Below are 14429 nucleotides of genomic sequence, written 5' to 3' on the forward strand. Positions count from 1 at the left end.
GTGACGGCCGCCCCGGCCGAGGTGGCGGGGGTGGAGTTACGTGACTGCCGCCATACCTTGGGAACCTTCTGGAGAACTGTTGACGAGCGGTAATGTCCGGGCCGTCGGCCCGGCAAGTTACCGACGAGTACACTCCCTTGGTAAAGACGTAGAACCCGGACTGCTCAACCGCAAGCCGCAGGAGACGGAGCCGATGCAGCTAGCAGCGATCGTCATCTCGCTGGTCACGTTCGTGATCGGCACCGCGCTCGCCCTTCGTGCGGCGTGGCACATCTTCAAGGTGGTGCTGACCGGCGCGCCGGACACCACCCGCTTCGGCAAGCCCGCCCGGCGCGTGAAGACCGTCGCGGTCGAGTTCATCGGCCACACCAGGATGAACCGCTGGGGGATCGTCGGCATCGCGCACTGGTTCGTCGCGGTCGGCTTCTTCAGCCTGGTCCTGACCATCGTCAACGCGATGGGCCAGCTCTTCGACGCCGAGTTCGAGCTGCCGGTCATCGGGCACTGGATGATCTGGCAGCTCTTCGTCGAGCTCGTCGGCACCCTCACCACCCTGGGCATCCTGACCCTGATGGTGATCCGGCTGATGAGCCTGCCGTCGCGCTCCGGACGCAAGTCCCGCTTCGCCGGCTCGATCGCCTGGCAGGCCTTCTACGTCGAGTACACGATCCTCGGCATCGGCCTGTGCATCCTGATGCTGCGCGCCCTGGAGGGCGCCCTCAACGGCGTCGACTCGTACGGCCCGGCGCACCTCGTCTCGTACCCGATCACCTCCGCGCTGAGCGGCCTGTCGCACGGCACGCTGGAGAACCTGATCTGGCTCTTCGCGATGCTGAAGATCTGCATCTCCTTCGCCTGGGCGACCACCATCGGCCTCAACCCCTCGATGGGCGTGGCCTGGCACCGCTTCCTCGGCTTCTTCAACATCTACTTCAAGCGCGAGGAGGACGGCGGCACCGCGCTCGGCGCCCTCCGTCCGATGACCTCCGGCGGCCAGCCGATCGACTTCGAGGACCCGGCCGAGGACGCCGTCTTCGGCGTCTCCCAGGTCGAGCACTTCTCCTGGAAGGGCATCCTCGACTTCTCCACCTGCACCGAGTGCGGCCGCTGCCAGTCGCAGTGCCCGGCCTGGAACACCGGCAAGCCGCTGTCGCCGAAGCTGCTCATCATGAGCCTGCGCGAGCACGTCTACGGCAAGGCCCCGTACCTGCTCGCCGGTGGCGGCAAGGACATGGAGGGCACCGAGAAGGCGACCGCCGAGCAGCTCAAGGACGTCCCGGCGGGCGCCCTCGCCGAGGCCGAGCGCCCGCTGATCGGCACCGCCGAGGAGAACGGCGTCATCGACCCGGACGTCCTGTGGTCCTGCACCACCTGCGGCGCCTGCGTCGAGCAGTGCCCGGTGGACATCGAGCACATCGACCACATCGTCGACATGCGCCGCTACCAGGTGATGATCGAGTCCTCGTTCCCGACCGAGGCCGGGACGATGCTCAAGAACCTGGAGAACAAGGGCAACCCGTGGGGCATGGCCGCCAAGGCCCGCCTCGACTGGGTCAAGGAGCTCAAGAAGGAGACCGGCATCGAGGTGCCGGTGATCGGCGAGGACATCGACCCCGCCGAGGTCGAGTACCTCTACTGGGTCGGCTGCGCCGGCGCCCTGGAGGACCGCGCCAAGAAGACCACCAAGGCCTTCGCCGAGCTGCTGCACACCGCGGGCGTGAAGTTCGCGATCCTCGGCAAGGAGGAGTCCTGCACCGGTGACTCCGCCCGCCGCCTGGGCAACGAGTTCCTCTTCCAGATGCTCGGCGCGCAGAACGTGGAGACGCTGAACGCGGCCCTGGAGGACGCCCCGGTCAAGCGGATCGTCGCCACCTGCCCGCACTGCTTCAACACCATCGCCAACGAGTACCCGCAGCTGGGCGGCCACTTCGAGGTCATCCACCACACCCAGCTGCTGCAGCACCTGATCGACGAGGGCAAGCTCGTCCCGGTCAACCCGGTCGAGGGCCTGATCACCTACCACGACCCCTGCTACCTGGGCCGCCACAACAAGGTCTACAGCCCGCCGCGCGAGATCATGGACAAGGTCCCGGGTCTGCGCCAGCAGGAGATGCACCGGCACAAGGAGCGCGGCTTCTGCTGCGGCGCCGGCGGTGCGCGCATGTGGATGGAGGAGCGCATCGGCAAGCGGATCAACACCGAGCGCGTGGACGAGGCGCTGTCGCTCAACCCGGACATCGTCTCCACCGCCTGCCCGTTCTGCCTGGTGATGCTCTCCGACTCGGTCAACGGCAAGAAGAACGAGGGCGCGGCCAAGGAGCACCTGAAGGTGGTCGACGTGGCCCAGCTGCTGCTCGACTCGGTCAAGGCGACCCCGCCGGCCGAGACCGAGGAGCCCGCGACGGTGGACGCGTAGCGGCCCCTGTTCGACAGTTCTGCTACAACTGCCCGGCCCGGCGGCCGCCGCGAAAGCGCTCCGCCGGGCCGGGCTTTTGGGGCCTCGGCGGCGCTGCCCCGCAGGCCCCGGCGGCGGGCGAGTGATGCCAATCGCACAGCCGCCGGACGGGCATTCGGTTGGAAGGAAATACAGTAGGCCAGACCGGCCCGCGGGCCGGTCGACCCGTTCCGGACACCCGGACCACGGCCGGACCACGGCCGGACGGCCGGTGGGCGGACGGGTCCATACGGACGAAGAGAGGTGCGGCCCGCCGGGCCGGGCCGCAGAGACCACAAGGGGAACAGCGCAGACCATGACCGAGGCGATCATGCTGGTCGGTGGTAAGGGCACGCGACTGCGTCCGCTGACCACCCACACCCCCAAGCCCATGCTGCCGGTGGCGGGCGTCCCCTTCATCGCGCACCAGCTGGCCCGCGCCGCGGCCGCCGGAGTCACCCGCGTGGTGCTCGCCACCTCCTACCTGGCCGAGGTCTTCGAGGACCACTTCCAGGACGGCACCCCGTACGGCATCGAGCTGGTCTACCTGACCGAGCGCGAGCCGCTGGGCACCGGCGGCGCCATCCGCAACGCCGCCTCCGGGCTCACCTGCGGCCCGGACGAGCCGGTCCTCGTCTTCAACGGCGACATCCTGTCCGGCGTGGACATCGCCGCCCTGCGCGACGGCCACGTGGCCGCCGGGGCCGACGTCACCCTGCACCTCACCCGGGTGGAGGACCCGCGCGCCTTCGGCCTCGTGCCGACCGACGCGGACGGGCGGGTGCTGGAGTTCCTGGAGAAGCCGGAGACGCCCGAGCAGATCGTCACCGACCAGATCAACGCCGGCTGCTACGTCTTCACCCGGTCCGTCATCGACCGCATCCCGGCCGGCCGGGAGGTGTCCGTCGAGCGCGAGACCTTCCCCGAGCTGCTCGCCACCGGCGCGCTGCTGCGCGGCGTCGTCGACACCTCGTACTGGCTGGACCTCGGCACCCCGGGCGCGTTCGTCCGTGGCTCGGCCGACCTGGTCCTCGGCAAGGTCGACTCCCCGGCCGTCCCCGGCCCGACCGGCGACGCCCTGCTGCTGCCCGGCGCGACCGTCCACCCCGGCGCAGTGCTCAGCGGCGGCACCGTCGTCTCCGAGGGTGCGGTGGTCGAGGCCGGCGCGATCGTCGAGGGCAGCGTCATCCTGCCCGGCGCCGTCATCGGCCCGGACACCCTGGTCAAGGACTCCATCGTGGGTGCCTTCGCGACCGTCGGGGACCGCTCGGCCCTGGACGGCGCGGTGATCGGCGACGGCGCGATCGTCGAGTCCGACAACGAGCTGCCGAACGGCATCCGGATCGCCTGCGGCACGCTGCTGCCGGTCGGCGCCGTCCGCACCTCGGCCGGCCCGGGCGGCTGCCCGGCCGGCGCCTCCGCCGCGGCGGCCGTCCACGGTCCGACCGTCACCGCGCAGCGCTGACGCCCGCTTCCGGCCCCGTTCGTCTCAGGCTCGCTGCAAACCGGCCCCGGCTCCGTCCGGGGCGTACGCGGACTGGGCCGGACGGGTACCTTCGGAACGTGGCTGGTAATCGATACGACAGCGGTCAGGGCGCCGACCCCCACGGCGGGTGGTCGGCCCCTCCGCCACCGGCGGGGGCGCCCGGGGGGCACGGGCAGACGGACGGGCCGGAGTACTTCACGGCCCCGCACCAGGGGGTCGCTCCGTACGACCCGTACGCCGCCGACCGGCCCGGGAACACCCGGTCCTTCCCGACCGGCGGGGACCCGTACGCGGGGCAGCCCCCGTACCAGGACTACCCGACGCAGGGGTACCAGGGGCAGGGCCGGCAGGCTCCCGGCCACTACGACCAGGGGTACGGCGACCAGGGGTACGGCGATCAGGGGTACGGGGACCAGGGCTACGGATACCCCCAGGGGGAGCCGCAGCCGCCGTACGGCCAGGACAACGTCGCCGTCTACCGGGCCGGCGGTCAGTCGTCGCCGCACGTCTCCGGGCCGCGCCCGCACTGGCGCGAGCTGCTCCTCGGCATCGTCCGCGCGCCGGCCGCGACCTTCGACCGCACCCGTGACCACCAGGTCTGGCTGCCCGCCCTCACCGTCTCGCTCCTCTACGGCGCGCTCGCGGTGCTCGGCATCGGCCTGACGCACAACGACATCGTCAACTCGACCTTCACCGTCGCGCTGACCGGCATGGCCGCCGCCGCGCTCGGCTTCACCGTCACCGGCGCGATCTTCGGCGCGGTCACCTACGCGCTGGCCCGCCAGCTCGGCGGGGACGGCCCGTGGAAGTCGACGGTCGGCCTGGCCGCGCTGATCGGCTGGCTGACCGACGCGCCCCGGCTGCTGCTCGCCCTGGTGCTGCCCTCCGGCAGCGCGGTCGTGCAGGTCGTCGGCTGGGCCACCTGGGCGTTCTGCGCGTTCCTGCTGACCACGATGGTTCGCCGGGTGCACGACCTGCCCTGGGGCAAGGCGGCGGGCGCCGCGGCCGTCCAACTGCTCGCGCTGCTGGTGCTGATCAAGCTGCCGACCCTGGGCTGACCGCCGGACGGCGGCAGGGCGGACGGCAGAATGGTGGACGGGCCCCGCGAACCGGGGTCCGTCCCCCGTCGGCCGCGACCACCCACCGGAGCCAGGCATGACCCTCCCCACCACCCACGTCAGCTTCCCGGCCGGGGCGGTGACCGGCGAGTCCCCGGTGCTCGCGGTGCACCCGCTCGCCGACGGCCGGTACGCCGTCGTCACCGCGGCCACGCCGTTCCACCCGCTCGACCACACCTGGCCCGACCAGCCCGCCGACCTCGGCACGCTCACCGTGGACGGCGCCGAGCTGGCCGTCGTCGACTGCCTGACCGGCGCGGTCGGCCCGGACGGCGGCGCGCCGCTGGTCGGCGCCGACATCCCGGTGCGGCGCGGCGACGAGGAGTGGTCCTGGCTCGTCCTGCACGTCGTCGCCGCCGACCCGGGCGACCTCGTCGGCCGCACGGCCGTGCTCGCCGTCGACGCCGAGCGCCGCGCCGCCCTCAGCGCCTCGCACAGCGGCTGCCACCTGCTCGCCCTCGCCCTCAACGCCGCGCTCGCCCCGCGCTGGCGCAAGGACCCGGGCCGCGCCGACGCCCTCGGCCACCCGGACTTCGACAGCCTCGCGATGGCCACCTCGGTGATGGACACCGAGGCCAGCACGGACACCTACCGGCTCGGCAAGTCGCTCAAGAAGAAGGGCTTCACGGCCGACGCCACCGACGAGCTGCCCGCCCTCGCCGACGCCCTGCCCGCCGTCACCGAGGCCGTCAACGCGCAGCTGGCCGCCTGGGTCGCCGCCGACGCCGCCGTCCGCATCGAGGTGCCGGGCCCCGAGCTCACCGCCCGCCGCCAGTGGCACTGCGAGCTGCCCGAGGGCGGCGCGCAGATCTCCTGCGGCGGCACCCACCTGCACCACCTGGGCGAGCTGGCCGAGCTCCGCACCGAGCTGCGGCTGTCCGAGGACGGCACCGAGCTCGTCGCCGTCACCCGCCCGAAGCGGGCCTGACGACGGGGCGCACCGGCTGGGCCTGAGGACCGGTCCCCAGAACGCCACGGGCGGCCACCCTCGTGCCGAGGGTGGCCGCCCGCCGTGCGTGCACTCCGTCCGGTTCAGACCCGGGTGCGGTGGAAGTTCATGAAGGAGCGCGACGGCGTCGGGCCGCGCTGGCCCTGGTAGCGCGAGCCGTAGCGCTCCGAGCCGTACGGGTGCTCCGACGGCGAGGAGAGCCGGAACAGGCAGAGCTGCCCGATCTTCATGCCCGGGTACAGCTTGATCGGCAGCGTCGCGACGTTCGACAGCTCCAGCGTGACGTGGCCGCTGAAGCCGGGGTCGATGAAGCCGGCCGTGGAGTGCGTCAGCAGGCCCAGGCGGCCGAGGCTCGACTTGCCCTCCAGCCGGGAGGCGACGTCCTCGGGCAGGGTGATGACCTCGTACGTCGAGGCCAGCACGAACTCGCCGGGGTGCAGGATGAACGCCTCGTCGCCGTCGGGCTCGACCAGCCGGGTGAGGTCCGGCTGCTCCTCGGAGGGGTCGATGTGCGGGTACTTGTGGTTCTCGAACACGCGGAAGAAGCGGTCGAGGCGCACGTCGATACTGGAGGGCTGGATCATCGTCGGGTCGAACGGGTCGATGACGACCCGGCCCAGGTCGATTTCGGTCCGGATGTCCTTGTCAGAGAGCAGCACGCTTCGAGGTTACGTGCACGACGGGGCCCCGGACGAATCCGCCCGGGGCCCCTTCCGTCCTCGCGCCGGCCGTCAGGCCAGGAACTCCGCGGCCTCCAGCCGCATCGCCCGGGCCAGTTGCGGAGCGGACAGCTCCCGCACGTCGGCCAACACCGAACTCCTCAGCCGTCCGCACTGCGGACAGCGGATCAGCCGGCCGGGCCCCAGCCGGCCGGGTCCGAGGTTCTGCATCGGGAACGTGGTGGTGCTGAACAGGTGCCCCTCGGCACAACGAACGACGGTGCGCTGCTCCATCGATCCCCTTCCCATCCCTAACCCAGTACTCACCCGTACTCGTCGCGCCCCGGGGAGCGGGCCCCGGGACAGCGTCACATTAGGGGATGTTCCGGACATTCCACACCATGGCTCGCCGCCCCGACCCCACCCGCCGGAGCACTCTCACGCGGCCCAAACAGTACGCCCCCCACCCCCGCCCCACCCCGCTCCGCCACGTCCCCGGGCCACCCGTGCAAGCGGCGTCACGCATGGGGTACAGTGAAGGCGATCGAGCGGTCACTGACGGCTCGTCAGGCGGGCGTAGTTTAATGGTAGAACATGAGCTTCCCAAGCTTAGAGCGCGAGTTCGATTCTCGTCGCCCGCTCCATACGGAAAAGCCGCAGGTCAGCGACCTGCGGCTTTCGCGTTCTCCGGGCCGGTCCGGGTCGCTGTCCGGCTGTGGCGGTCTGGTCAGGGGTGTGGCTGGAGGAGTACCTGCCGGAGTTCGGCGGTGCACATCATGTAGCCGTCCGGGGTGGGCAGGCGGTCCAGGTAGTGGGCGAGGTCCGCGCCCAGGGAGAACACCCTCACCGGGGTGTCCGCCGCGCGCGCGGACTCCACCACGCTCCGCACTCCGTCGATGACGGCCGGGTGCCGGGTCTGGTAGGACCCGGCCACCAGGTGGTTGGTCCGGTCCGCGGCCAGGTAGAACTGCACGAGGTCCTTGGTGCCGACGAACAGCTCGCTGGCGCCCGCGGCGCAGAGCGCCCGGGTGGCGTGCACCGCCGCGGGCGTTTCGACGAACGCGGACACGGGCACGTCGGCGGGCAACGCGAGATGTGCCCTGAGCCGGGCGAACTCCTTCGCGTCGTTGAGGAAGGGAACCGAGAGGTGCACGCGGCCCGCGTCGTCGCCGAGCCGCTCGCGCAGGGACCCGAGCACGGAGTGCAGCGCGTCCCGGTAGGCGGCCGAGCCCAGCAGCCAGCGTGCGCCGTGCAGGCCCAGCTCGGGGTTCGGCTCGACCGCGACCGGGGCCAGCTCGGTGACGCCGGCGGCGTGGTCGGAGCGGAGGTCGAGGAGCCTCAGGACCAGCCGCTGGCCGGGCAGCAGCGCCTCGACGAAGGTGCACAGCCGGTCCGCGACGGCCCGCCCGTAGGCCGCGACGTCGGCGGGGCCGCCGTGGAGGGAGTCGAGCGGGCGCAGGCCCGCCGCCAGGCAGAGGAACTCCTCGCGGATGAAGAAGGATTCGACCCGCTCCGCGTTCGGCCCGCACGCGTTGATCGTGTGGATGTCCTGCAGGTCCGCGATGACGGCGCACGCCGAGCCGAGGCGGTCCAGCGGGGAGCTCCCGGCCCCCGGGACCGGGGCCCCGGCGCCGCTCGCGTCGGACCCGATGACGATGGTCTCGCTCTCCAGGTGCAGCGTCACTTCCCCGACCAGGTCGGCGAGATCCGCCTGGTCGACGCGGAGCACGGGTATGCCCCTGCCGCGGCAGATGGACTGCATGTGGCCGGTCGGCCCGCCCGAACTGCAGACGACCGCACGCGCCGCCACGATCGCTTCGTATATTCCCGCTTCGAGGGAAGGGGCGACGAGGATGGATCCCTTGAGCGGACTTCTCGTGCGGTTACAGGTACCCCGTAGCACGCTCTGTGTGCCACCGGTCAATAGGAATCCTTGAATCCGTCGCCCGTTCACCTAGTCCTCCAGATCCTCGGTGTCCGTGATCCCCAGTTGTCGACGCAGCTGCCGTGGCGTCACGGTGACGTCGGTGAGCCGTTGGACGGCGGCCCGGTTGACGACCGCTCCCATCAGGCGGTCACGCCCGGAGGCGGCCATCGGGAGGGGCGGAAGTCCGCCCATGGATCGGATACAGGCGTCCAAGCGGAAACCGAGCACTTCCCGCTCGCTCCGATTGCGCGTGGCCAACCTCCGCACCTCCAGGGCTACAGCCTCGTCGAATCCGACCGGGGCCGCTTCCTCTGAATTGCTGACGTGGCCGTGGCATTGAGCCATGTCCCGGGCCAAACCGTCTTCGTGCGGTTCCAGTTCCACTTCCAGTTGCTCGATCACTCGCGCGGCGACCGCGATCGACTGGTTCTTGATGGCGGCGAGATTGAAGGTGAACGCGCCGGTCCGGCCGTGTCGAACGATCTCGTCACCCTCCCTCGGTGCGCCGACCGCGGAGACCGGGCCGGCCGGCTCCCCGCCGGGGCTCAGCAGCGTCCCGTGTTCGTCGACTTCCAGGCCGCGCCCGGTGCGCTCGTGGGGTACCGCGATCCCCCTCCGGAGGAGATTCCTCCAGAGCGGCCGGCCGACCCTGCTGTAGTCCGACTCCCTGCCGAAGTTGGAGACCACCAGGTCGGCCTCGATGGCGTGTTCCTCCTCCGGGGCCGCTACCGAGACGACCAGCCGCCCCGACGCCGTCGGCGTGATCCCCTCCACCTTGCCGACGACCAGCTTCGCCGAGCCGTCCGCGGGGTGTATCGCACGCTCGATGATCGCCATGGTGTACTCCACCGCGCCGACCCGGAGTGCGGCCATCGAGGTGCCGAACTCGTCCAGCAGGCTCCGCAGTTCCGCGGAGGGGATCCGCTCGATGGCCTCGGGAAGATGCGGTTCCCACGCCTTGGCCACCCGCTCCGCGACCACCGTCGGGTCGACCTCGGGGTGGTCCCGGAGGACCGCCTCGCGCGCCGTCTCCCACTCGGACCGGACCCGGGCGAGGAACTCCTCGCGGTTCCGATACGGCTCCAACAGTGCTTTCGGGCAGGGTAGTTGTAACACCTCGTGCTCGTGGCCGCCGGGATACGTCCGGAACATCGTCCCGGTCCTGGAGATCAGGTGGATCCTTCCGGTGTGGCCCCGGCGCAGCAGGAGGCCCGCCGAGTCGTACGCGCTCAGCACGGATCCGACGATCGCGACCGTTGCCTCGGGCGGGAGCGTTTCGAGCTTCCGGACGCCGGCCGCGGAGTACGGGTTCCTCACGAAGGACGCGTGGTCGCGCACGTCGGCGGCGAAGGGCGGATCCCTGAGTTCGAGGCCGGTCGCGAGGACGACGTGGTCGGCGCACAGTGCGGTCGGTTCCGGGACCGGCCCGGCCTCCAGGCCGCTCGCGGAAAACTCACATACCGTCACTTCGACGCCTGTGGAGCGTACTTCCAGGTCGACCGCCTCGCCGTCCGCTTCGACGAGCACGACGCCGGGACAGGCCTCACGCCCGGCCTCGGCCAGCCGGTCGATCAGGTAGTCCTGGAAGATCCGTCGGGGCGCCGGGCCCTGCTCGACGAACTCGAACCCGGCCCAGGGGGTCGGCCAGTCCCGGCGGTCGGCTTCGCGGTTGGCCCAGCGCACGAAGTCGAGGACGTCCTCCCGGAACACCGACATCCGACCCGCCTGGATGTTGAACACGTGGTCCCAGGGGTTGCCGTCCCGGTGGTAGGCGACGCCGGCGGACCGGTAGTCGGAGCGCCGCTCGAGCAGGACGATCTCCAGCGGCTTGCGGGCGAAGCGGAGCAGTCGGATCGCCGTGGCGGTGCCGGCCAGGCCCGCCCCGACTATGAGCACTCGTGGACACGTACCTGTTCGGTTCCGGGGCTGCGTCATGAGCCCAGGATGGACCGGCGGCAGCTCGCCCGCCGGGCTTTCGGCGCAACGGCCCTCGGTGCACGCTCGGCGGCAAAGTCCCAGGTCGGCGACCTGGGACTTTGCCGCCGGCGGGGGTGTTCCGGCGGAGTCAGGCCTGGGTGGGGACTCGCCGCAGGCTGCGGATGGGGCGGGTGAGGAGGAGGGCGGCGGCGGTGCAGAGGGCCACCACGACGCCGACCTGGAGGACCCGGTCGGTGCCGAAGGCGCCGACGGCGGGGCCGGCGAGGGCGCTGCCGATGGGGTACATGCCGACGGAGCCGGCGACTTCGTAGGCGTGGACGCGGTTGAGGACCTCGCCGGGGACCTGGGTCTGGACGCTGGTGGCCCACATGACGCCCCACACGCCGATGCCGACGCCGACCGCGAACTGGGCGGCGGCGAGCAGCCAGACGGGCCAGTCCAGGACGATGCCGAGCGGGTAGAGCGGGTAGGCGAGCATCGCCACCGCACCGGCGGCCAGGGGGCGTTCGGGCTTGTAGCGGATCGCGAGCAGGCCGCCCGCCACGGTGCCCGCGCCGAGGGCGCAGTTGATCAGGCCGAAGGCGGTGGCGCCGTGCTCGGGGACGATGACGCCGGCGGCGACCGACAGCTGCGGACCCCAGGAGAGCACCGCGAAGACCATCCAGATGACGATGACGCCCCACAGCCAGCTGCGGGAGCGGAACTCCCGCCAGCCGACGGCCAGGTTGTGCCACAGGCTCTCGCCGGCCGGCGGGGCGGGCACCACGCCGAGGCGCAGGGTGAGCAGACAGACCGCGCTGGTCCCGTAGGCGAGGGCGGAGATCACCATCACCCAGCCGGTGGCGCCGAGGCCGACCATGGCGCCGGCCAGGGCCGGGCCGCCGAGGCCGGTGAGGGCCTCGGAGGTGCGCAGGACGCCGTTGGCGCCCTGGACGTCGCGGGAGACGAGGGGGACGGTCGAGGAGGCGCCGGGCTGGAACATCGCGTTGGCGGTGCCGGCGACGACGAGCAGGGTGTACAGCTGCCACAGGTGGTCGATGCCGTGGATGAACAGGAAGGCGAGCAGCACGTGGGCGACGAGGTTCGTCAGGTCGGCGGCGATCATCATGCGGCGGGCGGTGAAGCGGTCCGCGAGGACGCCGCCGAACAGCACCAGGCCGGCGAACGGGCCCACCAGGAAGGCCATCGAGTAGCCGGCGGCGTTCAGGCCGTAGCCGCCGCTGAGCAGGCCGGCCGAGACGGCGACCGGGAGCATCGCCCAGCTGAGCAGGCCCGCGCTGCGGGCGGTGAAGTAGTAGCGGAAGTTACGGGACCAGATCGCCGGTTCGGTGCTCGCCGGCGCCTCGGCGGGCCGGTCCTCCACCCGCGCGGACGCGGCCGCGGGGGCGTGCTCGGTCAAGCGTTCTTCCATGACTGTTCAGTCCTCCGCTGGTGGATCGTGGTGTTCAGGGTCGGGTGACGGGTGGCGGGTCGAGCTCCCCGACGGTGACCGGTTCCAGGCCGCGGTCGAGCAGGCCCTCGACGATCGACGGGAGGGCCTGGACGGTCTGGCCGCGGTCGCCGGCGCCCTCGTGCATCAGCACCACCGATCCGGGGCCGGCGGACTCCAGGACGGTCGCCGCGATGCGCTCCGGCCCCGGCCGCGTCCAGTCGCGGGAGTCCACGTCGAACATGGTCAGGGTGGCCGGGTGGTCCTCCAGGACGGCCGGCACCTCGGGGCTCAGCGCGCCGTACGGCGGGCGGAACCGGGTCGGGGCCGTGCCGGTGGCCCGCGCCACCGCCTCCGCCGTGCGGTCGAGCTGCTCGCGCAACTGATCCGCCGTCAGATCGGCCAGGAAGGGGTGGGACCAGGAGTGGTTGCCCACCTCGTGGCCGGCGTCGGCGATCCGGCGCACCTCGTCGGGCAGCGCCGCGGCGTGGTGGCCGACGCAGAAGAACGTCGCCCGCACCCCGTAGCGGTCCAGGATCTCCAGCACCCGCCGGGTGTGCACCGGGTCGGGGCCGTCGTCGAAGGTGAGCGCGACCCGCGGGACGTCCCGGCGGCCGTGCTCGAACCAGCGGCCGGCGGCCACCAGGGCGGCCCGGGTGGGCTCGCTGCGCCGGACGACCTCGTGGAACTCGTCGGCCCGGCCGGTCAGGCTGCCGCCCTCGGCGGTCACCCGTGCCAGCGTGTCGGGTGCGGTCCTGGCCTGCTCCGCCAGGCGTGCGGCCGGGACGGAGCCGAACCGCGGCCGGGGCGGCAGCACCCAGGGGTCCGCGCGGTACACCTCCAGGCCGGCCGCCGTCATCGGGCCGTCGAGCAGTCCGTTGGTGCTGTCGAGCACCACGGCCACCGGTTCGTCGTCCGAGCTCAAATCCCGTATCAGGGAGATGAGTTCGGTGACGGCCGCAGCTCCCCAGCGGCTCGGCTCGGTCGCCCTGCGGCCGGCGCCGTCGAGCACCTCGACCTCGTAGCCCGCGCCCGTCCAGGCGATTCCCGCGTAGCGCGCGCTCACTCGTCCCCCAGCGCGAGCGCCTCGGCGACGATCAACTGCTCGACGCCCCGCAGGAACTGCTCCATCCCGGCGCGGCCGAGCACCGCCGGGTCGGCCGTCATCGCGAGGTCCAGGGCGCCCGGGGCGGTCAGCACGTCCACCGCCATCGAGACGTTCACCCGGGCCGGGAAGTCCGCCGGCCAGCTCAGCTCGGTGCGGCCGGCCAGCTCGCCCAGCGCGTCCTCCGGCCGCTCGACGGTGTCGAACGGCCCGCTGCCCGGGTCCCGGGTGTCGTTCCACCAGTACGAGTGGTCGGCCGCCTCCCCCCGTTCGACCAGCCGTGCCACCTCCCGCTCCAGCGCCCACTTGTCGTACGCGGCGTGCCGGAACGCGCTGAACGAGACGGACCGCGTCCGCCGTACCGCGTCCACGAAGTCCCGGCCCGCGTCCGGGAGCCGGAACAGCGCCTCCTGCGCCACCGTGCTGACCGCCGCGGTGGCGGCCGGCTGGAAGCGGTTGCCCACGACCACCTGGAACAGCACGTCGTCGCTGCCGGACATCCGGGCCAGCTGGTGCGAGGCCGCGCCCAGCAGCACCGCGGCGTCGCTCACCTCCAGGTGCTCGGCCACCCGCTCGACGGCGACGGCCAGCGCGGGCGAGCGCAGCAGCGCGTTGGGGAACAGCCGGTCCGGATCGGCGGCGAGCTCCGGCGCGGCGGGCTCCCGGAAGATCCGCCGGGGGCCGGCGGCCAGTTGCTCGCACCAGTAGCGGCGGGCGGCCTCGTCCCGGCGGCGGCCGAGCGGCGAGGCCTGGACCGCCGCGGCGTCCAGCGGCTGGAGGGCGGGGCGGGACCGGCGCAGCGACTCGGCCGACTCGCCCGCCTCGATCGACCGGAGGTCGCGCAGCAGCCGGACGAGGCCCCAGTAGTCCATGCCGGCGTGCGAACCGGTCAGGACCAGCCGGTGGACCAGCCCCTCGCACTCGACGAGGCCGACCCTCAGCGGCCATTCCCGGGTGTGGTCGAAGGGGCGTCCGGCCAGCTCCTTGAGCAGCGCGGCACCGGCCTCCGGCGCCTCGGCCGCGGCGCACCGCCGGACCTCGACGGGGAGTTCGCCGCTGCCGTCCACGACCTGCTCCAGCCCGTCCTCACCGGCCGGCAGCAGCCTGGTGTGCAGGCTGTCGTGGAGGTGGAGCAGCTCCGTCAGGTCCGCGAGGACGCGGGCGGCGGGGCGGGGCGGGGTGACGGGGAGCTCGGTGGGCAGGTTGTACCGGGGGGCGTCGTCGCCGAGCCGGGTGACGACCCCCCAGATCGCCCGCTGCCCCCAGGTGGCCGGGCCCGTCCCGGCTCGTGCGGAATCCAGCCTGATGCTCTGCTCGTTGACCGTGGTCATCCTGTTCCTGCCGTCCCTTCGGTTGCCTCGTCCGTTGTCTGCCGGAGCCGGGC

At 72.4% G+C, this 14429-nt stretch carries 10 protein-coding genes, 1 tRNA gene and 1 pseudogene; 5 read left to right on the forward strand and 7 right to left on the reverse strand.

Annotated elements, in window-relative coordinates:
* Window positions 1-193: 193 nt before the first annotated feature.
* The 4 genes and pseudogenes from ACFVSN_RS16095 to ACFVSN_RS16110 all read left to right on the forward strand — a co-directional run bounded on the left by ACFVSN_RS16095 (window position 194) and on the right by ACFVSN_RS16110 (window position 5966).
* Complete coding sequence (locus ACFVSN_RS16095) at window positions 194-2416, forward strand: (Fe-S)-binding protein (RefSeq protein WP_387955499.1); 2223 nt, start codon at window positions 194-196, stop codon at window positions 2414-2416.
* Window positions 2417-2750: 334 nt separating this feature from the next.
* Window positions 2751-3824 (forward strand): annotated as a pseudogene (locus ACFVSN_RS16100) (sugar phosphate nucleotidyltransferase); the annotation flags it as partial.
* A gap of 173 nt (window positions 3825-3997) precedes the next feature.
* A complete protein-coding gene (locus ACFVSN_RS16105; RefSeq protein WP_387955501.1) occupies window positions 3998-4978 on the forward strand; it encodes a Yip1 family protein in 981 nt (326 codons plus the stop codon).
* A 97-nt stretch (window positions 4979-5075) separates the two neighbouring features.
* Window positions 5076-5966 (forward strand): metal-dependent hydrolase, encoded by an 891-nt coding sequence (locus ACFVSN_RS16110; RefSeq protein WP_387955503.1) that lies wholly within the window; start codon window positions 5076-5078, stop codon window positions 5964-5966.
* Window positions 5967-6070: 104 nt separating this feature from the next.
* On the opposite strand, the gene dcd is transcribed toward ACFVSN_RS16110, so the two are convergent.
* The gene (gene dcd, locus ACFVSN_RS16115) at window positions 6071-6646 is read right to left on the reverse strand and encodes a dCTP deaminase (RefSeq protein WP_380446469.1); all 576 of its coding nucleotides are present in this window, start codon (window positions 6644-6646) and stop codon (window positions 6071-6073) included.
* A 72-nt stretch (window positions 6647-6718) separates the two neighbouring features.
* Window positions 6719-6955 carry a hypothetical protein gene (locus ACFVSN_RS16120; protein ID WP_359970373.1) on the reverse strand — a complete coding sequence of 79 codons (237 nt, stop codon included), beginning with the start codon at window positions 6953-6955 and terminating at the stop codon, window positions 6719-6721.
* 261 nt (window positions 6956-7216) lie between these two features.
* On the opposite strand from ACFVSN_RS16120, the gene ACFVSN_RS16125 reads away from it, so the two are divergent.
* Window positions 7217-7290 (forward strand) — tRNA-Gly (locus ACFVSN_RS16125).
* Window positions 7291-7373: 83 nt separating this feature from the next.
* Here ACFVSN_RS16125 and ACFVSN_RS16130 read toward each other — a convergent pair.
* The 5 genes from ACFVSN_RS16130 to ACFVSN_RS16150 all read right to left on the reverse strand — a co-directional run bounded on the left by ACFVSN_RS16130 (window position 7374) and on the right by ACFVSN_RS16150 (window position 14376).
* Window positions 7374-8549 (reverse strand): putative PEP-binding protein, encoded by a 1176-nt coding sequence (locus ACFVSN_RS16130; protein WP_380497969.1) that lies wholly within the window; start codon window positions 8547-8549, stop codon window positions 7374-7376.
* A 51-nt stretch (window positions 8550-8600) separates the two neighbouring features.
* A complete protein-coding gene (locus ACFVSN_RS16135) occupies window positions 8601-10508 on the reverse strand; it encodes an FAD/NAD(P)-binding protein (RefSeq protein ID WP_387955505.1) in 1908 nt (635 codons plus the stop codon).
* Window positions 10509-10638: 130 nt separating this feature from the next.
* Window positions 10639-11922 (reverse strand): MFS transporter, encoded by a 1284-nt coding sequence (locus ACFVSN_RS16140; RefSeq protein ID WP_387955507.1) that lies wholly within the window; start codon window positions 11920-11922, stop codon window positions 10639-10641.
* 34 nt (window positions 11923-11956) lie between these two features.
* Window positions 11957-13006 carry a polysaccharide deacetylase family protein gene (locus ACFVSN_RS16145; RefSeq protein WP_387955509.1) on the reverse strand — a complete coding sequence of 350 codons (1050 nt, stop codon included), beginning with the start codon at window positions 13004-13006 and terminating at the stop codon, window positions 11957-11959.
* Window positions 13003-14376 (reverse strand): condensation domain-containing protein, encoded by a 1374-nt coding sequence (locus tag ACFVSN_RS16150; RefSeq protein ID WP_387955511.1) that lies wholly within the window; start codon window positions 14374-14376, stop codon window positions 13003-13005. Before ACFVSN_RS16150 ends, ACFVSN_RS16145 begins: the two co-directional genes overlap by 4 nt.
* Window positions 14377-14429: the final 53 nt, after the last annotated feature.

Source organism: Kitasatospora sp. NPDC057904, from assembly GCF_042887925.1.
Taxonomy (GTDB): Bacteria; Actinomycetota; Actinomycetes; order Streptomycetales; family Streptomycetaceae; genus Kitasatospora.

What these genes read in the sequence shown, in the direction of transcription:
- ACFVSN_RS16120 (WP_359970373.1), bottom strand. Translation starts at nt 6,955, where the DNA reads ATGGGAAGGGGATCGATGGAGCAGCGCACCGTCGTTCGTTGTGCCGAG.
- ACFVSN_RS16150 (WP_387955511.1), bottom strand. Translation starts at nt 14,376, where the DNA reads ATGACCACGGTCAACGAGCAGAGCATCAGGCTGGATTCCGCACGAGCC.
- ACFVSN_RS16110 (WP_387955503.1), top strand. Translation starts at nt 5,076, where the DNA reads ATGACCCTCCCCACCACCCACGTCAGCTTCCCGGCCGGGGCGGTGACC.
- ACFVSN_RS16095 (WP_387955499.1), top strand. Translation starts at nt 194, where the DNA reads ATGCAGCTAGCAGCGATCGTCATCTCGCTGGTCACGTTCGTGATCGGC.
- ACFVSN_RS16140 (WP_387955507.1), bottom strand. Translation starts at nt 11,922, where the DNA reads ATGGAAGAACGCTTGACCGAGCACGCCCCCGCGGCCGCGTCCGCGCGG.
- ACFVSN_RS16135 (WP_387955505.1), bottom strand. Translation starts at nt 10,508, where the DNA reads ATGACGCAGCCCCGGAACCGAACAGGTACGTGTCCACGAGTGCTCATA.